The organism is Rahnella sp. ChDrAdgB13, from assembly GCF_017655185.1.
GTDB classification, from domain to species: domain Bacteria; phylum Pseudomonadota; class Gammaproteobacteria; order Enterobacterales; family Enterobacteriaceae; genus Rahnella; species Rahnella contaminans.
The window spans coordinates 14880-35144 of the sequence record NZ_JAEMGT010000101.1 but is presented as its reverse complement, the minus strand read 5'-3'; the positions used below and the strand labels follow the sequence as shown (position 1 = coordinate 35144).

Sequence of the window (20265 nt, the reverse complement as noted above, 5' to 3'; positions counted from 1 at the left end):
GCCCTGCAAGGCAGGGCGCAATGTGAATAAATGAGGGAGTTTAAGAAGAAGGAGCGTCACCGGAGAACTGCCCGCGGCGTACGGCGTAGCCCCGCCAGCTCAGCAAAACCAGCGTGGAAATCACCGTGCCTGCCAGCGCTGCGCCCAGCCAGACTGCCGCCGCCTGCCAGCCGCCTAATCCGCCGTCGTGGAGCAGAAACAGGGAGAAAATGCCCGCACCCGGCGTGGAAAGGCCGATCCCTGCCGCGCCGACAATCGCGCCCGTAACAACGGATCCGGTCAGGAAGGAGCCGATAACACGCAGCGGATCTTCAATTGCCATCGGGATCGCCCCTTCAGTGATCCCCGCCAGGCCGAGCAGCCAGGTGGATTTTCCGGTTTCGACTTCAAAGGATTTGAACAGGTGTGGCGCGAGCACAGTTGAAGCGGTCACGGTGAAAGCCGAGACCATTTTGGTGGCCCCGAAAATGGCATACGGACCGTAAACGCCGTTTGCCATCGCACCAAGACAAAAAGCGTAGGCCGCTTTGTTGACAGGCCCGCCCAGATCGAAAGAGCACATGAAAGCAATCAGCGCGCCAAGGACAATCGCGTTACTGCCGGATAATCCGTTCAGCCACGCGGTCAGGCTGCTGTTGAGCAACGCGACGGGTTCACCAATCACAAAGAGCATAATGCTGCTGGTAATCAGCGTTCCGATTACCGGATAAAGGTAAAACATCAGGAAGCCGTTGAAACTGGCACTCAGCCGGACGTGCTTTTTCATCCAGCGCATGACGTAACCGGCAATCAGCCCGCCCGCCACACCACCGAGAAATCCTGCGCCGATCATGTTGGCGCACAGTCCGGCGGCAAATCCCGGCGTCAGGGCCGGTTTATCCGCCAGCGAATACGCCGTGTAAGCCGACAACACGGGCACCATCAGAATGCCCAACATACCGCCGCCAAGCTGGCGGTACATCCACAACCACGACTCTTTTTGCGCGTAAAGTTCCTGCCAGCCAAACAGCTGTGCGATCAGCACTGTCACCGCCAGCACCGATCCGCCGGCCACAATCATCGGTACGGCAAAGGAAATACCGCTCAGCAACGCCTGCTTTAAATCTGCCTTCACGCTGTTTTCCGGCGGCTTTACCGGCGCGGATCCCAGTGTTTCGCCGGGTTTACGCTGCATCGCCAGCGCCTGTCGCAGCACAGCTTCAGCACGGCGGATGGGTTCTGCTACCGGCACCTTAATGCACGGGATCCCGTCGAAGCGCTGACTGTCTTTGACTGCCACTTCGGCGGCGAAAACGCAGGCCACGGCGCGGCAGCACTGAGCGGCAGTGATGGGATCCTCAATGCCGTTAGCGCCCTGCTTTTCAACATGTACGCGAATACCCAATTTTTTAGCCGCCTTTTCCAGATATTCAGCCGCCATATACGTGTGCGCGATGCCTGCCGGACAGGCGGTCACACAGACCACCAGAGGTGTCTCTTCAGGCAAAGCCTGCGGGTCATCAATTTCCGGCGCAGCCTCTTCCCGTAATAATGTCAGTACCTCCTGTGCATCGCGCGCTGCCAGCAATGCAGCACGGGTTTCATCATCCACCAGCCGCGTGGTCAGCGCCGTCAGTAACTGCATGTGAGTCGATCCCGCTTCGGCTTCAGGGATCGCCAGCAGAAAGATCATATTCACCGGCTCATCGCCATCCACACCCTGCCAGAGCAGCGGTTGCCGGAGTGTCGCCAGCGCAAAAGCGGCGCGCTTCACACTGGCAGATTTACCGTGCGGAACGGCCAGCCCTTCGCCCAGCGCGGTCGGGCCTTCAGCTTCGCGTTCAGAAACTGCATGCAGGAAATCCTGCGCATGATTAAGGATCCCCTGCTGATCCAGCCGCTGAGCAAGAAAAGCGATCGCCTGTTCGCGGCTGGCAAAAGTGGTGTTGAGATGTATCAGTTCGGGTGAGGTCAGTAATGTCAGATCCATAAAGTTGTCCTGTCTGAATCGATGAAACATCAATATTTGTATTATTGTTGTATTGTATTTGTATTAAACAGCAAAGAGGCATGGACTGAATGTGATCCAGATAGAAGATTTTTCGTTCAGTTGTATTGTTTTTGCCGGGACGGACGAACTGCTACACTCTGCCTAAACTGCTCTGAAGGAACCTGAAACGTGAGTAATCAGCCACTTTACCGCCAGATCGCGACGCAGATCCGCGATCAAATCCAGCGCGGAGAAATCAAAACAGGCGACGCGCTGCCAACGGAATTACGACTGCGCGAGCAGTTTGGCGTCAGCCGGGTGACGGTACGGCAGGCGATTAAGCTGCTGGTGGAACAGGATGTGCTGGAAAGTGTGCAGGGCAGCGGAACTTACGTGAAGGAAGCAAAGGTCAATTACGATATTTATCAGCTGACCAGCTTTGATGAGAAGTTACAGCCTCTGGACAGGCCGTCGCACAGCGAGGTGCTGGCATTCTCCATCCTTAAGCCGCCGATCGGTATCGCCGAAGCGCTGGCGTTATATGAACAGGCGCGGGTTTATTACATTAAACGGCTACGCTTTATTGTCAGCAAACCCGTCACACTGGAAGAAACCTGGATGCCGCTGGAACTCTTTCCTGATCTGACCTACGAAGTGATGCAGGGGTCAAAATATGCCTGGATGGAGCAGACCAAACATCTGGTGATTGACCGCAGCGAACAGGAAATTATTCCGTTGATGCCGACCAAAGAGATGGTGTCACTGCTGGGCGTGGCGGCTGATCAGCCGATTTTGCAGAAGATCTCGAAGGGATTTTTGACGGACGGCACGGTATTTGAATTCAGCCGCAATACCTTCCGCACCGATGATTATAAATTTACCCTGATCGCCCGACGGATGCCGCACTGATCAGCGGCTGTTTTGAAGGACGTCGGCCAGACGCTGCACCAGCCCGCTGGCATGCTCCTGCGAGCTGATATTCGGAAATCCCATCAGCAGTCCGTTCGGGCGCAACGCATCGCTACGCTCACGCCACTCAACCTGCCAGTCGGAAAGCGCCTGTACCGCCAGTCCCTGTTCGCGGGCGTTTTTGGCGATCAGAGAATCATCGAGATGAGCACTCAGACTGGTGGATAGCTGGATGCCGCCAGCCTGCTGATTCACCCGCAATATGTCCGCCGGAAACTTCGCCGTCAGCGCCTGTTCGAGATAACCACGACGTTCAGCATACAGCTGGCGCATACGTTTCAGATGCCGGTAGAAATGTCCCTGTTCGATAAACTCCGCAATGCTGCTTTGTATCAGAGGTGGCGTGCCGCAAATTCGCAGCGGGCAATAGGCCTCGATTTTTTCCACCAGACTTTCCGGCACCACCACATAACCGCAACGGAGCGCCGGAAACATCACTTTGCTGAATGTTCCTGCGTAAATAACCCTTCCCTGCGTATCCAGACTTTTCAGAGAAGGCAGCGGCTGGCCGTGATAACGGAATTCGCTGTCGTAATCATCTTCGATAATCCACGCCTGCTGTTTCGCTGCCCAGTCAAGCAGCGCCATACGCCGCGCTAAACTCATGGTCACACCGGTCGGACTCTGATGAGCGGGCGTAACGACGGCAAACCGTGCAGCAGAAAACTGCTTAACAGCCTGCGGAACATCCATGCCCTCATCATCGACTTTCACCGCCCTGGCAACCGCCCCTGCCGCACGAAAGAATGCCTGTGTCACCGGATAACCGGGGTCTTCCAGCCACACGCCATCACCGGGTTGTAACAGGCTGCCGATGATCAAATCCAGCACCGGTGCGTATCCGCCACAGATAAAGACCTGTTCCGGGCGGCAGGTAAATCCGCGGGAAAGTTGCAGATAGCGTGCGACCGCATTACGCAATCCGTCGGTGCCCGCCAGCGGCGGATGGCCTAAATCATTCATGCTGGTGTGACGGATTTGCCTTGAGACAATGCGCGACCAGATAGCACGCGGGAACGCATCCAGCGCCGGAAGGCCGAGCTGAAAAGGCAGCGAAGATACTGAAGGCAACATCGGGTTGATGGGATTAGATGCGGCATTCTTCCTGACCGGCGCTGGCGCGGGGACGGATAAGCTTTCCGGCGCGCTGACCACCGTTCCGGACTGTCCGCGGCTTTGCAAAAAACCTTCCGCCATCAGCAGGCCATAGGCATTTTCCACCGTCGCGCGCGCCACGCCGAGTTCACTGGCCAGCGCCCTCACCGACGGCACGCGGCTGTCACGCTTGAGTTGCCCGGCCATGATCGCCTGTTTAACCCGCTGATAAATCTGGCGGTAAAGCGGTGCTTTGCGCCGGGGATCGAGCTGAAAGGAAAGACTGAAGCCGCGCATCATGACCTGCTTAAATAGGTACTTTATGGCCCTGTAGTATAGACCATACGAAGCGTAAAGTAGCGGTCACTGAGACGCACGATGCGTCACTCTTTGCTGAAAAATTTACTTCAAAAAATCCCAGAGGAAATCATCATGACTGCACTTCGCCTGCCTTACTATTCTCTGTCTTCTTCCGTGATGGAGCCAATGAAAGCGGCGCTCGGCGCACTGGAAAACGGTCCGCTGGATAACGTAATTATCGAACTGGCCTTCCTGCGCGTTTCGCAAATTAACGGCTGCGCCTATTGCCTGGATATGCATTCCAAAGCGCTGCGCAAAATGGACGTCGCGCAAACTAAGCTGGATCAGCTGGCGGGCTGGCAGGTCAGCCACGCGTATTCAGAACGTGAACGTGCGGCGCTGGCCTGGTCAGAATCGCTGACGCTAATTGCCGCCACCGGTGCACCGGACAGCGCGTTTGAACCGCTGAAAGCACATTTCAGCGACGTGGAAATTTCAGAACTGACTTTTGCTATCGGCCTGATGAATGCGTTTAACCGTCTTGCTGTGGGTATGCGCCAGTAAGTTTCACACTTTGCGCAGTGCATTTTTTAAACAATCCGTTGCGAAAAAATCTGAACCAAAAAAGTTTCTCCCCGCCAGCCCGCTTCCTGCGGGCTTTGTCGTTTTTGCAATAAGCAAAACTGGAAAAACTACATATTGTGTGGTTGAAAATTTAAATCACCACATCTAGTATTCAATCCATCGGGACGCCAAGATGGCACCGACTCTCGCGCCTTTCCCCGGCTGAAACAGCCGTACAGCGGACAGGCAAAAATTGTCTCTGATTTCTTACTAGATGGAAATACGAATCATGAGCATTATTATTTACAGTAAACCAGACTGTGTCCAGTGCAACGCGACTTACCGTGCATTAGATAAACAAGGCATCGCTTACCAGGTTGTCGATCTGACTCTGGATGAGCAGGCTCTCGGGAAGGTCCGTGCGATGGGTTATCAGCAGGTGCCGGTGATTGTGGCCGGTGACGACCACTGGTCTGGTTTCCGCCCGGATAAGATCAGCGCCCTGCGCCAGCTTCAGAACGCGTTCTGAGGGCAGGCGGATGAATCCGTTGGTCTATTTTTCCAGCAGTTCAGAAAACACCCATCGCTTCGTCGGCAGAACAGGATTGCCGGCGATCCGCATCCCGACAGACAGACAGCCTGAAAAATTGCGCGTTGACTCACCGTACATTTTGGTGGTGCCGAGCTACGGCGGCGGATCGGCCAAAGGCGCGGTGCCCGCACAAGTGATCCGTTTTCTGAACGATGAACATAACCGTTCACTCATCCGCGGTGTTATTGCCGCCGGGAACACCAACTTCGGCGCAGCGTATTGTATTGCCGGCGACATTATTTCCCAGAAGTGTCAGGTGCCTTACCTGTACCGCTTTGAATTGCTGGGAACGCCGGAAGACGTTGCAAAGGTCAGACAGGGAGTAACAGAATTTTGGCAGCGACAGAACTAGCAATCACCGACCCCGGCACCCGCAGCCCGGACTATCACGCGCTCAACGCGATGCTGAACCTGTTCGACGCGAACGGTCAGATCCAGTTTGATAAAGACCGCCTGGCCGCGCGCCAATACTTCCTGCAACACGTCAATCAGAACACGGTGTTCTTCCATAATCTGGCGGAGAAACTGCGTTATCTGGTTGAGGAGGGCTATTACGAAGCCGCCGTGCTGGATCAATATGCTTTTGAAGACATTAAGGCGTTATTTAAACAGGCTTACGCCAAAAAATTCCGCTTCCAGACCTTTCTGGGCGCATTCAAGTATTACACCAGTTACACGCTGAAAACCTTCGACGGCAAACGCTATCTGGAACGTTACGAAGACCGCGTATGCATGGTGGCGATGACGCTGGCACGCGGCGATATTCAGCTCGCCCGCCATTTTGTCGATGAGATAATTTCCGGCCGCTTCCAGCCTGCTACGCCGACGTTCCTCAACTGCGGCAAAAAACAGCGCGGCGAACTGGTTTCCTGCTTCCTGTTGCGCATTGAAGACAACATGGAATCCATTGGTCGCTCGGTGAACTCGGCGTTGCAGCTTTCCAAACGCGGCGGCGGCGTGGCGTTTATGCTGACCAACATCCGTGAAGTCGGCGCGCCAATTAAGCGTATCGAAAACCAGTCATCCGGCGTCATTCCGATCATGAAAATGCTGGAAGATGCCTTCTCTTATGCCAATCAGCTGGGTGCACGTCAGGGCGCGGGCGCGGTGTATCTGAACGCCCATCACCCGGATATTCTGCGTTTCCTCGATACCAAACGCGAAAACGCCGACGAAAAAATTCGAATTAAGACCTTGTCGCTCGGCGTGGTCATTCCGGACATTACCTTTGAACTGGCGAAGAACAACGAAGATATGTACCTGTTTTCGCCTTATCACGTCGAGAAGGTCTATGGCGTGCCGATGTCTGAAATCAGCATCAGCGAGAAATACCACGAAATGGTGAATGACAAACGCATTCACAAAAGCAAAATCAACGCGCGCGAATTCTTCCAGGTGCTGGCGGAAATTCAGTTTGAATCCGGCTATCCGTACATGATGTTTGAAGACACGGTAAACCGCGCCAATCCGATCAAAGGTCGCATCAACATGAGCAACCTGTGTTCGGAGATTTTGCAGGTGAATTCGCCGACGATCTACGGCGAAGACCTGTCTTATCAGGAAATTGGCAAGGATATTTCCTGTAATCTCGGCTCACTGAATATTGCCTCAGCCATGGACTCCCCGGACTTCGGCAATACCGTTGAAATGGCGGTACGCGCGCTGACGGCGGTGTCGGACATGAGTCACATCCGCTCGGTGCCGTCTATCGATCAGGGGAATCAGGATTCCCACGCCATTGGCCTCGGGCAGATGAATTTGCACGGTTATCTTTGCCGCGAACGTATTTACTACGGTTCAGAAGAAGGTCTGGATTTCACCAACATCTATTTCTGCACTGTGGCTTTCCATGCGATCCGCGCGTCGAACCAGATCGCTATCGAACGTCAGCAGTCATTCAAAGGTTTCAAAGATTCAACTTACGCCAGCGGCGCTTATTTCGACAAATATGTCGATGAGGCATTGGCCGCGAAATGGCAGCCGAAAACTGACCGCGTGCGTGAGCTGTTTGCTGACGCTGGAATCGCGATTCCGACCACCGCAGACTGGGCAGCGCTGAAAGATTCTGTGATGCAGCACGGGCTGTATAACCAGAATTTACAGGCGGTGCCGCCCACCGGTTCGATTTCTTACATCAATAATTCGACCTCGAGTATTCACCCGATTGTGTCCCGCGTGGAAATCCGCAAAGAGGGCAAAATTGGCCGTGTGTATTATCCGGCAGCGTTTATGACCAACGACAATCTGGATTACTACCAGGATGCGTACGAAATCGGTCCGGAAAAAATCATTGATACCTACGCCGAAGCGACGCAGCACGTCGATCAGGGGCTGTCGCTGACGCTGTTCTTCCGGGATACCGCCAGCACGCGAGACATCAACAAAGCGCAGATTTACGCCTGGCGAAAAGGCATCAAAACCATTTATTACATTCGTCTGCGCCAGATGGCGCTGGAAGGCACCGAAGTTCAGGGCTGCGTTTCCTGCACGCTGTAACTGACTGAAAGGACTTAAAAATGAGCGCAGTAAAACAATTGTTAGTACCGCAGCCGGTCAGCAAAGCCATCAACTGGAACAAAATTCAGGATGATAAAGACCTCGAAGTGTGGAACCGTCTGACGTCGAATTTCTGGCTGCCGGAAAAGGTGCCGTTGTCGAACGATATTCCGTCGTGGGCGACGCTGAGTGCGCAGGAGAAACAGCTGACCATCCGCGTGTTTACCGGCCTGACGCTGCTCGATACCGTACAGAACGTGGCCGGCGCACCGACGCTGATGAAAGACGCGGTGACGCCACACGAGGAAGCGGTTTACTCGAATATCTGCTTTATGGAAGCGGTGCATGCGCGTTCTTACAGCTCGATTTTCTCGACGCTGTGCGCCACCGTGGACGTGGATGAGGCTTACCGCTGGAGCGAAGAAAACGTCGCGCTGCAAAATAAAGCGGCGATCATTTTGTCGTATTACGATGGCGAAGATCCGCTGATGAAGAAAGTCGCCAGCGTGTTCCTCGAATCGTTCCTGTTCTACTCCGGTTTCTATCTGCCGATGTACTGGTCGAGCCGTGCCAAGCTGACGAATACCGCGGATCTGATCCGTCTGATCATCCGCGATGAGGCCGTTCACGGTTATTACATCGGCTATAAGTTCCAGAAAGCGCTGGCGCTGGAAAGCGAAGAACGTCAGCGGCAGATCAAAGAGCAGGCGTTTGATCTGATTCAGGATTTGTACGACAACGAGATCCGCTACACCGAAGAACTGTACGACGGCGTGGGCTGGAGCGAAGACGTGAAAAAATTCCTGCATTACAACGCCAACAAAGCGCTGATGAATCTGGGCTACGAAGCGCTGTTCCCGGCCAGCATGGCGGATGTGAATCCGGCGATCCTTTCCGCGTTATCGCCAAACGCCGACGAAAACCACGACTTCTTCTCCGGATCCGGATCGTCGTATGTGATCGGCAAAGCCGTGAATACTGAAGACGAGGACTGGGATTTCTAAACAGCTCCCTGCGAAGGGCTGCTTGTGCTCCTTCGCAGGGGAGGGAGCTAAAACCCACTTTCTGATGTTGCCGTTATTTTTCTCAGCGTTAGTATAGAAACAGTGTTTCAAAACCCTACGCTATTAGAAAAGGAAACATCATGTCGTATCAGCCCTCAACTTCACGCTATGAAACCATGCAATTCCGCCGCTGTGGTCAGAGTGGTTTAAAACTCCCTGCACTTTCTCTCGGTTTATGGCACAGCTTCGGCCATGTCAGCCCGCTGGAGTCCCAGCGAGCCTTGCTGCAAAAAGCCTTCGATTTGGGCATCACGCATTTTGATCTGGCGAATAACTACGGGCCACCTCCGGGTTCTGCCGAAGAGAATTTTGGCCGGTTGCTGAAACAGGATTTCGCCCCGTACCGCGATGAACTGATCATTTCGACTAAAGCCGGTTATGACATGTGGCCGGGTCCGTACGGCTCCGGTGGATCACGTAAGTATCTGCTGGCGAGTCTTGATCAAAGCCTGCAACGCATGGGGCTGGATTACGTTGATATCTTCTATTCCCACCGCGTGGATGAAGAAACGCCGATGGAAGAAACCGCGGCTGCGCTGGCGTATGCGGTGCAAAGCGGCAGGGCGCTGTATGTCGGGATTTCGTCTTATTCGCCGGAACGTACGCAGAAAATGGCGGAACTGCTGCGCGAGCTGAAAGTGCCGCTGCTGATCCACCAGCCGTCTTACAATCTGCTGAACCGCTGGGTGGATAAAAGCGGCCTGCTGGATACGCTGAAACAAAACGGCGCGGGCTGCATCGCGTTCACGCCGCTGGCTCAGGGGCTGCTGACCGGTAAGTACCTTAACGGGATCCCGGACGGTTCGCGCATGCAGGTGGAAGGCAATAAAGTGCGCGGGCTGAATGCAAAAATGCTGTCAGAAGAGAATCTGAACAGTCTGCGGTTGCTTAATGAAATGGCGCAAAGGCGCGGGCAGACGATGGCGCAGATGGCGTTGAGCTGGTTACTGAAAGACGATCGCGTGACGTCCGTGCTGATTGGTGCCAGCCGTCCGGAACAACTGGATGAAAACGTCAGGGCGCTGGAAAACCTGCGCTTCACCACCGAAGAGCTGGCGGCGATTGATCAGCATGTCTCAGACGGTCAGTTAAATTTGTGGCAAACATCGTCAGATAAATAATCAGTAATTAAAGGGCGGAGAGTATTAATCCGCCTTTTTAATTTATAAGTGTTAACTCATTAATTCCAGACGTCGCGCTGTTTCATAATGGTTGACCCAATACTGATTATCCAGTGACGATATCGTCACCCCTTCAATTTTAGAAGCATGAATAAACTGATTATCGCCAATATAAACACCCACATGGCGATCGGCCTCTGTTGTTTTGAAAAAGACTAAATCACCGGGCTGAAGGTTATCTTTATTCACCTTTTTGCCATTTTTAATTTGCTCAAACGTCGTGCGTGGCAACGGATGATGCAGGGAGTCATTGAACAGATGCTGCATCAGCGCTGAGCAGTCCACGCCTTTGTGGGTCGTGCCACCCAGATGGTACTGAGTGCCTTTCCAATGGGAATACTGAGATAATAATGCCGTTTTAATTTCATCAGGATTGCCATTATCACCGGATAAAGGCGCTTCGTTATGTAATTTAAAAATTTCTTTATGGGAATAATTCTTTTTCCCGAGAGACGTGAATTCCTTTGGCAATTCGAAGGCAAAGGAATTAATGCTAAAGAATGAAGAGACTATCAATAATAAAAAATAAACCAGGGTTTTAATGCGAAACATACGAACGTTCTTTTTTCAAAAATAGATTTTATCCTTACCTGTAGACCAGCGAACGGGGCGGGTGACTCTTCGTTGAGTGCGCAAATAATAACCGATGAGCAAAAAATAACCACCCCAAAACGAGTCCAAAATGAGACTTTCTAATTTTTGCAGGTTTGCCCCCTTTAACGGAAAAAGGGGGCGGAAGGAACTCAGGAGAAGAACTTCGCCAGCACGAAAAGCCCGACGGAAACGTTGATCGCACCGCCGATACGGGTGGCGATTTGTGCGAAAGGCATCAGCGTCATGCGGTTGCCGGACGTCAGAATTGCCACGTCGCCGGTGCCGCCCTGCCCGCTCTGGCAACAGGAAACAATCGCCACATCAATGGGATGCATACCGATTTTTTTCCCGACGTAAAAACCGGTGCCGACCAGCGCCAGCACGGTGGTCACGATCACCAGCAGATTTTGCACGGTAAACGCGTTGATCAGTTCCTGCCAAGGCGTAATCGCCACGCCCACCGCGAACAGCACCGGATAAGTCACCGCGGTGCGGAAGAATTTATATACCGTCATCGAGCCGTGCTGAATGGTCGGTGACACGCCGTTAGCCAGTTTCACCAGCACTGCCGCAAATAACATACCGACCGGCGCGGGCAGGCCGATCCATTTCTGTCCGAGCATCCCGACCATGTACAGAAGGATCGCCAGCAGCGCACCACAGGCCAGCGCATTCACGCCCGGATTTCCTTCGAATTCATCAGTCCCGCTGCCGAGTTCACCTTTCTTCGACGGCATCAGCTGACCTTCGCCGGTGAGATGCGGATAACGTTTTCCCAGCTGGTTCAGTACGCCCGCCAGCACAATCGCCGTCAGGCCGCCGAGCATAACGATCGGCAGAATACGCCCCAGCGCCACGCCCTGCTCCATATGCAGGATAGTCGCGTAGCCCATCGACAGCGGGATCGCGCCTTCACCCACGCCACCGGCCATGATCGGCAGGATCAGGAAGAAGAAGGTTTGCACCGGCGGTAAACCTAACGCGGTACCCATCGCCATTCCGGCGATCATCCCGACCACTTCCCCGCACAGCATCGGCACGAAGATCCGCATAAAGCCCTGGATCAGCACCTGGCGATTCATGCTCATGATGCTGCCGACAATAATGCAGCAGATGTAGAGATAGAGAATGTTGGTGGATTTATAGAATTTGACCGTGGAATCGACCACAACGTCCGGCAGCAGGCCGTAATGCACCATCGCGGACGGAATAAAGGTGGCGCAAATCGCCGCCGCGCCGAGTTTGCCGACCACCGGCAGCCGCTTTCCAAATTCGCCACAGGCAAAGCCGAAGAAGGCCAGCGTCGCGACCATCACAACGATATCGCTGGGCAGTTTGCCGTTCAGGCAATCCAGCAGGATCAGCACGCCCGCCAGCAGGAAAAACGGCAGCGGAATAATCCCTATCTTGTAGTTATCCAGAATGTGCCACCATTTTTGTCTGGCAGACAGGCCGGAAGCTTTTGTTTTGTTGACAGCGATGTAGGAATCGTCGGTTGTGCTCATGGCATTGCCTCTTTCTTGGTAATACTTTTCTTATTGATGATCTGAGCATATGAAAATGGCCGGTCAGGCGGATGTGAGGTTGTTCAAATTAAGGCCGCAGGGATAAAGGTTGTTATGGTGTTTATGGAGTTAATGCGTCCAAATTTATAAGGATTATCAGATAAGTAGTAAAACCCGCAATTAACCTTGCAATCACTGTGTGAATTACATTCTATTTATCTTCTTCGTTCACAACTTCGCTTATGTCAGATTACGGCAGCGTTTTCGCCGTGATAGGCTTATTCGATGTGTGTGTCAGGGCTGGCTTTTGGCGGGATGTATGAAATTAAGATTACCTTTTCAGGTAAAGCTCTTTTTATCTCTGGTGGTATTTTCCTGCCTGTTGCTGGCGCTGCTGGGCGCTATTTTATTTCATATTATTGACCGCCAGCTGCATCACGACCTGGGGCAACGCGCCAAAGTTCAGGCCAGCGAAATCGCGCTGATGCCGGGGCTGGCGCAGAAAGTCGCCCGTCGCGATGTGCCGGGAATTGCCCGTCTTATCCAGCCGTTACGCGATAAGAGTGATGCGAGTTATATCGTGATTGGTGACGTCCGCGAGCGGCATCTTTATCACTCGGAATCCCCGGACAGAATAGATCTGCCGATGATTGGCGGCGATAACGCGGAGGTGCTGGCCGGGAAAACCATTATATCGGTGCGTCAGGGCGGCATCGGTGTTTCATTACGCAGCAAAGCGCCGATCCTCGACGAAAATAATCAGGTCATCGGCATTGTGTCGGTCGGCTATCTCACATCTTACATCGACAATATTAACGGTCACCGTCTGGCGCAGGCCGGTTTATACGGTCTTCTTCTTTTATTACTGCTGTTTATTTTCTCGTGGATGTTTACCCGCAACGTCAAAAAACAGATGTTCTGGCTTGAACCCAAGGATATTGCGCTGCTGGTTCGCCAGCAAAAAGCGTTGCTGGAAGCCATGTATGAAGGCGTATTTGCTATTAATGCTGAGAAGCAGCTGATTTCCATTAACCGCGCCGCCCGGGAATTACTCGATATCCGTCAGCCGGAAAACGAGCTGATCGGCAAACCGCTGGAAGAAGTGCTCCATACGCCGCCCGCGTTCTTTACGCAAAGCGGTCTTCAGGACAATAGCAGCCGCCATGATCAGATAACGGTGCTCAACCAGCGTCAGGTAATCATGAACCGCGTGCCTATTGAACTGGAGCCGGGGAAAGAAAGCGGCTGGGTGTTCAGTTTCCGCGATAAAAATGACATTAATACGCTGAGCAGCCAGCTGAGTCAGGTGAAACGCTACGCCGATAGCCTGCGCATCATGCGCCATGAACAGCTGAACTGGACGGCGACGCTGGCCGGTTTGCTGCAAATGCAGCGTTACGATGATGCGATGCACTATATTCAGGCACAGTCAGAAGGTGCGCAGGCGGTGCTGGATTTCGTGTCGGCACGCTTCACGTCGCCTGCCCTTTGCGGGCTGCTGTTGGGAAAATTCGTCAGTGCGCGCGAGAAAGGCGTGGAGCTGGTGTTTGACCCGGCCTGCCAGTTAATCCGTATTCCGCCGGTCATCGGCGAAACCGAGCTGATGTCGGTGATCGGCAATCTGCTTGATAACGCCGTGGACGCCACGCTGAAAGCCGGCGCACCGATTTCGCCGGTAGAATTGTATATTTCAGACAGGAACCGCGAGCTGCTGATTGAGGTGGCCGATCGCGGTGGCGGCGTCGATGACGCCCTGAAGCCGAATCTGTTTGAACAAGGCGTCACCTCGAAGCCTTCCGGCGGCGATGAGATGACCGGCGCGGAACACGGCATCGGGCTTTATCTGGTGGCCGGTTACGTCCGTCAGGCGGGCGGCAGCATCGAAATCTCAGACAATGCGCCTCAGGGTACGATATTTTCAGTGTTTATCCCGTATCCGTCAGAGAGGTCAACAGGACAGCAACATGAATAACAGCAGCGCACTCGATGTCGTGATTGTGGAAGACGAGCCGCATCTGGCCGGTCTGCACCGTGATTTTATCGAGCAAAACTTTAACCTGCGCGTGGTCGGGATTGCCGCCACGCTGGAACAGGCCCGTTCGTTATTGCGGCAGCATCAGCCGAGGCTGGTGCTGCTGGATAATTACCTGCCAGACGGCCAGGGCGTGGATCTGATCGACAGCCCGCTGCTGAAAAGCTTCGACTGTTCGGTGATTTTCATTACGGCGGCCAGCGATATGCAGACGTGCAGCCACGCCATGCGTAGCGGCGCGTTTGACTACATTATTAAGCCGGTGTCGTTTCACCGCCTGCGCAGCTCGCTCGAGCGTTTCATGCAACTGGTGCAAACCCTGCGCAATGTGAAAGTGGTCGATCAGCGGGCGCTGGACAAACTGTTTAACCTCCCCGCCAGCGACACGCCGCCAGCCCCTTCTGCAAAAGGGATTGAGCCGAATACGCTCGAACTGGTTCAGCGGGTGTTCACCGCGAAACCCGACGTCAGCTGGTCAGTGGAACAGGTGGTTGAGGAGGTTGGGATCAGCAAAACCACCGGCCGCCGGTATCTGGAATATTGTGTGGAAATTGGCTTTATCGGCGTCGAGATGCAGTACGGAAATATCGGCCATCCGAGGCGTCTTTACCGGAAAATAGTGACTGAGGAAAAATCCGCCTCCTGAACCCGAATTATGGCGTTCTGCCTCTCTGAATTTCGCCTTCACGGCCAGCGGTTCCGCTGGCCAAATTCCCACATTTCACCCCGCACAGTGCGATTATTTCCACAAATATTCACCTTTCAGACAACCGGTAAATTCAGGGCTTTCAGTGCAAGCTGAAATCACTATTTACACATTGCAAATCCCGCCATGGAATTTGCATTAAATCCCCCTGAACCACGCTATTTAAACCACTAAAAACCCCACAAAACAAGAAGGCATTAAATCATTAAAAATCAACTAATTAATTATATATTAAGCAAAATGCACGCATCAGATAATTAGGCATACAACAATAAACACAGCGCCCTTAAAATTGTCATTAAATGTCAACCTGCGCTGACGTAAATTAGACACGCACAATACACAAAAATACGCCACCAGAAACACAACCATGAATATTCATGAGAAACATTGAGACTTGTCTCAGAATTTTGGTGTGTTAGGGTATAAAGCGTTCACTATTTTGTAACAGGCAAAAAACTATACGTTTCAACAGAAAAATTAGACATCAAGCCGATACGGCTATTTATATCCAAGGAATGCATATTGCATGGCAATTAAAATCGAAGTAAAAAATCTTTATAAGGTGTTTGGCGAGAACCCGGAACGCGCTTTCAAGATGATTGACGCTGGCAAGGGTAAAGAAGAAATTTTCGAGAAAACCGGTCTGTCACTTGGCGTTAAAGATGCCAGTCTGGCCATTGAAGAAGGCGAGATTTTCGTCATCATGGGGTTATCCGGTTCCGGTAAATCCACCATGGTACGCCTTCTCAATCGTCTGATAGAGCCCACCCGCGGCGAAGTGCTGATTGACGGCGAAGACATCGCCAAAATCTCAGAATCAAAATTACGCCAGGTGCGTCGCAGTAAAATCAGTATGGTGTTTCAGTCATTTGCTCTGATGCCCCACCTGACCGTGCTGAATAATACGGCGTTTGGTATGGAGCTGGCCGGTGTGCCGGTGGAAGAGCGAAATGCCAAAGCGCTGGATGCGCTGCGTCAGGTCGGGCTGGAAAACTATGCTAATTCTTATCCGGATGAATTGTCCGGGGGGATGCGTCAGCGTGTCGGCTTAGCCCGTGCGATGGCCAATAACCCTGACATTTTGCTGATGGATGAAGCCTTCTCGGCGCTCGATCCGTTAATCCGTACCGAAATGCAGGATGAGCTGGTGAAGCTGCAAGCGCAGCATCAGCGCACCATCGTGTTTATTTCCCATGACCTCGACGAAGCCATGCGCATCGGCGACCGCATTGCGATTATGCAGGGCGGCGAAGTGGTTCAGGTCGGTACGCCGGAAGATATCCTCAATAATCCGGCCAATGACTATGTCCGCACCTTCTTCCGTGGCGTCGATATCAGTCAGGTCTTCAGTGCCAAAGACATCGCCCGCCGTCGTGGCGCGCTTATTCGTAAAACCCCCGGTTTTGGTCCACGTGCCGCACTCAAGCTGCTCGAAGACGAAGACCGCGAATATGGTTATGTGCTGGAGCGCGGACAGAAATTCATCGGCATCGTGTCGATTGAATCCCTGAAAACCGCGCTGAAAGCCAATCAGCCGCTGGAAAGTGCCCTGCTGGAATCTCCGGCACCGGTGCAGGCAGATATGCCGCTCAGCGAACTGATTTCTCATGTGGCCGCCGCGCCTTGCGCAGTACCGGTGATCAATGAGGACAATAACTATATCGGCATTATTTCCAAAGCCATGCTGCTTCAGGCTCTGGATAAAGAAGGGGGTAACGAATGAGCAACTCAACCATAAACAATACAGTTCTTCAGCACGCGCAGGCGGCTCAGACTCAGCCACTGGATGCATCCGTTGATCCGTGGAGTGCCGATAACGCCAGCGGTGGCATTGCGCCGCAGCCTGACGCAGCAGCCAGTTCCGCACCTGCCGATGCCGGTGGCGATCCGTGGGGCGGTGGCAGCGATGCCGCAACCAGCGCACCTGACACCACACACCACGCCGCCGCACAGGCCAACGACTGGCTGAGCGTCGCACCTGAACAGCATCAGCATTTCAATATTCTGGATCCGTTTCACAGCACGCTGATCCCGCTCGACCACTGGGTAACCAACGGGATCGACTGGCTGGTTGGCAACTTCCGTCCGGTATTCCAGGGGATCCGCGTGCCGGTCGATTTCGTGCTGAGCGGTTTTCAAAGCGGGCTGGAATCATTACCAGCACCCATTGCGATTCTGATTTTCGCCCTGCTCGCCTGGCAGATGGCGGGTTTAGGCATGGGTGCTGCTACGCTGGTTTCTCTGGTTCTGATCGGCGCTATCGGCGCGTGGTCACAGGCCATGGTGACGCTGGCGCTGGTTCTGACCTCGCTGTTCTTCTGTATTCTGATCGGTTTGCCGATGGGGATATGGCTGGCGCGCAGTCAGCGGGCGGCAAAAATTATCCGGCCTCTGCTCGATGCCATGCAGACGACACCGGCGTTCGTGTATCTGGTGCCGATCGTCATGTTGTTTGGTATCGGTAACGTGCCGGGCGTCGTGGTCACCATCATCTTCGCCCTGCCACCGGTCGTGCGTCTGACGATTCTGGGGATCAACCAGGTACCGGAAGATCTGATCGAAGCCGCGAAATCCTTCGGTTCCAGCCCGAGTCAGATGTTGTTTAAAGTTCAGCTTCCGCTGGCGATGCCGACCATCATGGCCGGTATTAATCAGACGCTGATGCTGGCGCTGTCGATGGTGGTTATCGCCTCGATGATCGCCGTCGGGGGGCTGGGTCAGATGGTACTGCGCGGGATTGGCCGTCTGGATATGGGCCTCGCGTCGGTCGGTGGTGCGGGTATCGTTATTCTCGCCATCATCCTCGACCGCCTGACACAGTCTATGGGCCGCGACAGCCGCAGCAAAGGCGGCCACCGCTGGTTCACCCGCGGACCGGTTGGTCTGGTGATGAAGCCTTTCGTCAAAAAAGCCTGATTCACACACTGCACTTTTCCCGGCGGTTCGCTGCCGGGAACTCTCAAAAGCTAAAACAACGCAGTCCACTCTTACGTATTCATAAGCCACAAACTTAATAAGAATAAGGGTTCACCATGCGCACAATTCAGAAAAAAGCACTCATCCTCGCATTATCCATTGCGACACCCGCCGCTTTCGCCGCTGATTTACCGGGCAAAGGCGTGGTCGTGAAACCTTTGCAAAGCACCATCGCAGAAGAGACTTTCCAGACGGAACTGGTTAACCGCGCCCTGCAAAAACTGGGCTACGACGTTCAGCAAACCGGTGAAGTGGATTACAACGTCGCGTACACCGCCATCGCCAGCGGCGATTCGACGTACATGGCGGTGAACTGGGAACCGCTGCAAAAAGACATGTACAACGCCGCCGGTGGCGATCAGAAATTTTACCGTCAGGGCACCTATATCAGCGGCGCGGCGCAGGGTTATCTGATCGACAAGAAAACAGCCGACAAATATCACATTCATGATTTGTCGCAGCTGAAAGATCCGAAGATAGCCAAACTGTTTGACGCCGACGGTGACGGCAAAGCCGATATGGCCGGCTGTAATCCGGGCTGGGTATGCGGCTCCGTCATCAATACGCAGATTAAAGCCTACGGCCTGAGCGACACCGTTACACAGAACGAAGGCAACTATTCGGCGATTATTGCCGATACGCTGACCCGCTATAAATCCGGCAAACCGGTGCTGTATTTCACCTGGACACCTTACTGGGTGAGCAACGAGATGAAACCGGGCAAAGACGTGGTCTGGCTGACCGTGCCGTTCTCGGCCAATCCGGGCTCGCTGAAAGACATGGATACCACGCTGCCGAACGGCAAAAACTACGGTTTCCCGGTCAACAACGAACACATCGTGGCGAACAAAGCCTGGGCTGAGAAAAACCCGGCCGCCGCGAAACTGTTCGCCATCATGAAACTGCCGCTGGCGGATGTGAACGCGCAAAACCTGAAGATGCACGAAGGGGAATCCTCTTCTGATGATATCCAGCAGCACGTTGACGGCTGGATCAAAGCACATCAGGCCACGTTTGATGGCTGGATCAAAGAAGCGGCCGCCGCAGCCGCCACGAAATAACCGATGAAAATCTCAGAGGAATTTATGAAAAAGACAGGAATCTGGGCGGTTGCCGCCCTCACCACATTTGCCACAGCCACAACGTTCGCCGCCGATCTTCCGGGTAAAGGCGTCAGCGTGACACCGATTCAAAGCACCATCAGCGAAGAAACCTTCCAGACGGAACTGGTGAATAAGGCGCTGGAAAAACTGGGCTACGACGTTCAGCCGACCCGTGAAGTGGATTACAACGTCGGCTACACCACCATTGCCGCCGGTGACGCCACGTTTACCGCCGTGAACTGGTCACCGCTGCATGATGAAATGTACAAAGCCGCCGGTGGCGATAAAGTTTTCTATCGTGAAGGGACGTATGTGACCGGCGCAGCGCAGGGCTGGCTTATCGATAAGAAAACCGCCGAACAGTATCACATTACCAACATCGAACAGCTTAAAGATCCGAAACTCGCCAAGCTGTTTGATACCAACGGCGACGGCAAAGCCGATCTGACCGGTTGTACGCCGGGCTGGGGCTGTGAAGCCGCACTGAACGAACAGCTGAAAGCGTACGGTCTGGAAAAAACCGTGACACATAATCAGGGTAACTATTCCGCGATGATCGCCGACACCATTACGCGATACAAAGAAGGCAAACCAATTTTCTATTACACCTGGACGCCGTACTGGGTCAGCAATGTGCTGATCCCGGGCAAAGATGTGTTGTGGATGCAGGTGCCGTTCTCCGTCGTGCCGGGTGATAAAAACGCCGATACCACACTGCCAAACGGCAAGAACTACGGTTTCCCGGTGAGCACTATGCATATCGTGGCAAACAAAGCCTGGGCTGAGAAAAACCCGGCCGCCGCGAAGCTGTTTGCCATCATGAAATTACCGCTGAAAGACATCAATGCGCAGAATGCTGCGATGCACGCCGGTAAAAACTCGGATGCTGATATCGATGCACAGACCGACGGCTGGATTAAAGCCCACCAGGAAGAGTTCGATGGCTGGGTGAAAGAAGCTGCTGCGGCCGCGAAGTAACGCAGGAACAGACTCAGTAAAACCCGCGGGCGGAGAGAAATCTCCGCCCGTTTTTTTTGGGGAGCGTATTGAAATAAGCGCTATTGCAAAACCCAATAGTTGCCATGAAAACTATTCATTGGTTTAATATTTTAACTC

Annotated in this window: 17 protein-coding genes; 13 read left to right on the top strand and 4 right to left on the bottom strand. The window is 53.5% G+C overall.

Annotation, left to right across the window (positions count from 1 at the left end; translation table 11 throughout):
* Positions 1 to 40: 40 nt before the first annotated feature.
* Positions 41 to 1969 (bottom strand): PTS 2-O-a-mannosyl-D-glycerate transporter subunit IIABC, encoded by a 1929-nt coding sequence (mngA, locus tag J8X26_RS21875; protein ID WP_208951944.1) that lies wholly within the window; start codon positions 1967 to 1969, stop codon positions 41 to 43.
* Positions 1970 to 2158: 189 nt separating this feature from the next.
* Between mngA and J8X26_RS21870 the strand changes: the two genes are divergently transcribed.
* Positions 2159 to 2878, top strand: coding sequence for a GntR family transcriptional regulator (locus tag J8X26_RS21870; RefSeq protein WP_208951943.1), 720 nt, complete (start codon positions 2159 to 2161; stop codon positions 2876 to 2878).
* Here J8X26_RS21870 and J8X26_RS21865 read toward each other — a convergent pair whose 3' ends face one another.
* Positions 2879 to 4330 (bottom strand): PLP-dependent aminotransferase family protein, encoded by a 1452-nt coding sequence (locus tag J8X26_RS21865; RefSeq protein WP_208951958.1) that lies wholly within the window; start codon positions 4328 to 4330, stop codon positions 2879 to 2881.
* Between the two features lie 135 nt (positions 4331 to 4465).
* Here J8X26_RS21865 and J8X26_RS21860 point away from each other — a divergent pair, with 135 nt between their 5' ends.
* From J8X26_RS21860 to mgrA, 6 genes are all read left to right on the top strand, one after another.
* Positions 4466 to 4897 carry a carboxymuconolactone decarboxylase family protein gene (locus J8X26_RS21860; RefSeq protein ID WP_152324865.1) on the top strand — a complete coding sequence of 144 codons (432 nt, stop codon included), beginning with the start codon at positions 4466 to 4468 and terminating at the stop codon, positions 4895 to 4897.
* Positions 4898 to 5186: 289 nt separating this feature from the next.
* Complete coding sequence (nrdH, locus tag J8X26_RS21855; protein ID WP_208951942.1) at positions 5187 to 5426, top strand: glutaredoxin-like protein NrdH; 240 nt, start codon at positions 5187 to 5189, stop codon at positions 5424 to 5426.
* 10 nt (positions 5427 to 5436) lie between these two features.
* Complete coding sequence (gene nrdI / locus J8X26_RS21850) at positions 5437 to 5841, top strand: class Ib ribonucleoside-diphosphate reductase assembly flavoprotein NrdI (RefSeq protein WP_152324864.1); 405 nt, start codon at positions 5437 to 5439, stop codon at positions 5839 to 5841.
* Positions 5823 to 7985: a class 1b ribonucleoside-diphosphate reductase subunit alpha gene (gene nrdE, locus J8X26_RS21845; RefSeq protein WP_208951941.1), complete on the top strand. Its 2163-nt coding sequence runs from the start codon at positions 5823 to 5825 to the stop codon at positions 7983 to 7985. Before nrdI ends, nrdE begins: the two co-directional genes overlap by 19 nt.
* A 20-nt stretch (positions 7986 to 8005) precedes the next feature.
* Complete coding sequence (gene nrdF, locus J8X26_RS21840; RefSeq protein WP_120508967.1) at positions 8006 to 8989, top strand: class 1b ribonucleoside-diphosphate reductase subunit beta; 984 nt, start codon at positions 8006 to 8008, stop codon at positions 8987 to 8989.
* A gap of 140 nt (positions 8990 to 9129) precedes the next feature.
* Positions 9130 to 10170, top strand: coding sequence for an L-glyceraldehyde 3-phosphate reductase (mgrA, locus tag J8X26_RS21835; protein WP_152324862.1), 1041 nt, complete (start codon positions 9130 to 9132; stop codon positions 10168 to 10170).
* Positions 10171 to 10221: 51 nt separating this feature from the next.
* Here the strand turns inward: mgrA and J8X26_RS21830 are convergent, their stop codons facing one another.
* Entirely contained in the window at positions 10222 to 10782 is a 561-nt protein-coding gene (locus J8X26_RS21830) for an NlpC/P60 family protein (protein WP_165062075.1), read from the bottom strand.
* Between the two features lie 191 nt (positions 10783 to 10973).
* A complete protein-coding gene (locus tag J8X26_RS21825) occupies positions 10974 to 12329 on the bottom strand; it encodes a 2-hydroxycarboxylate transporter family protein (RefSeq protein WP_208951940.1) in 1356 nt (451 codons plus the stop codon).
* Between the two features lie 319 nt (positions 12330 to 12648).
* On the opposite strand from J8X26_RS21825, the gene J8X26_RS21820 reads away from it, so the two are divergent.
* From J8X26_RS21820 to proX (J8X26_RS21795), 6 genes are all read left to right on the top strand, one after another.
* Positions 12649 to 14301 (top strand): sensor histidine kinase, encoded by a 1653-nt coding sequence (locus J8X26_RS21820; RefSeq protein ID WP_152324859.1) that lies wholly within the window; start codon positions 12649 to 12651, stop codon positions 14299 to 14301.
* On the top strand, positions 14294 to 15007 hold the full coding sequence (locus tag J8X26_RS21815; RefSeq protein ID WP_152324858.1) for a response regulator: 714 nt from the start codon (positions 14294 to 14296) through the stop codon (positions 15005 to 15007). The genes J8X26_RS21820 and J8X26_RS21815 overlap by 8 nt, the downstream gene beginning before the upstream one ends.
* 589 nt (positions 15008 to 15596) lie before the next feature.
* Positions 15597 to 16793 (top strand): glycine betaine/L-proline ABC transporter ATP-binding protein ProV, encoded by a 1197-nt coding sequence (gene proV, locus J8X26_RS21810; protein WP_208951939.1) that lies wholly within the window; start codon positions 15597 to 15599, stop codon positions 16791 to 16793.
* A complete protein-coding gene (gene proW / locus J8X26_RS21805) occupies positions 16790 to 17986 on the top strand; it encodes a glycine betaine/L-proline ABC transporter permease ProW (protein WP_152324856.1) in 1197 nt (398 codons plus the stop codon). The genes proV and proW overlap by 4 nt, the downstream gene beginning before the upstream one ends.
* A 116-nt stretch (positions 17987 to 18102) precedes the next feature.
* Positions 18103 to 19107, top strand: coding sequence for a glycine betaine/L-proline ABC transporter substrate-binding protein ProX (gene proX, locus J8X26_RS21800; RefSeq protein ID WP_152324855.1), 1005 nt, complete (start codon positions 18103 to 18105; stop codon positions 19105 to 19107).
* 24 nt (positions 19108 to 19131) lie between these two features.
* A complete protein-coding gene (proX, locus tag J8X26_RS21795) occupies positions 19132 to 20127 on the top strand; it encodes a glycine betaine/L-proline ABC transporter substrate-binding protein ProX (RefSeq protein WP_152324854.1) in 996 nt (331 codons plus the stop codon).
* Positions 20128 to 20265 lie beyond the last annotated feature (138 nt).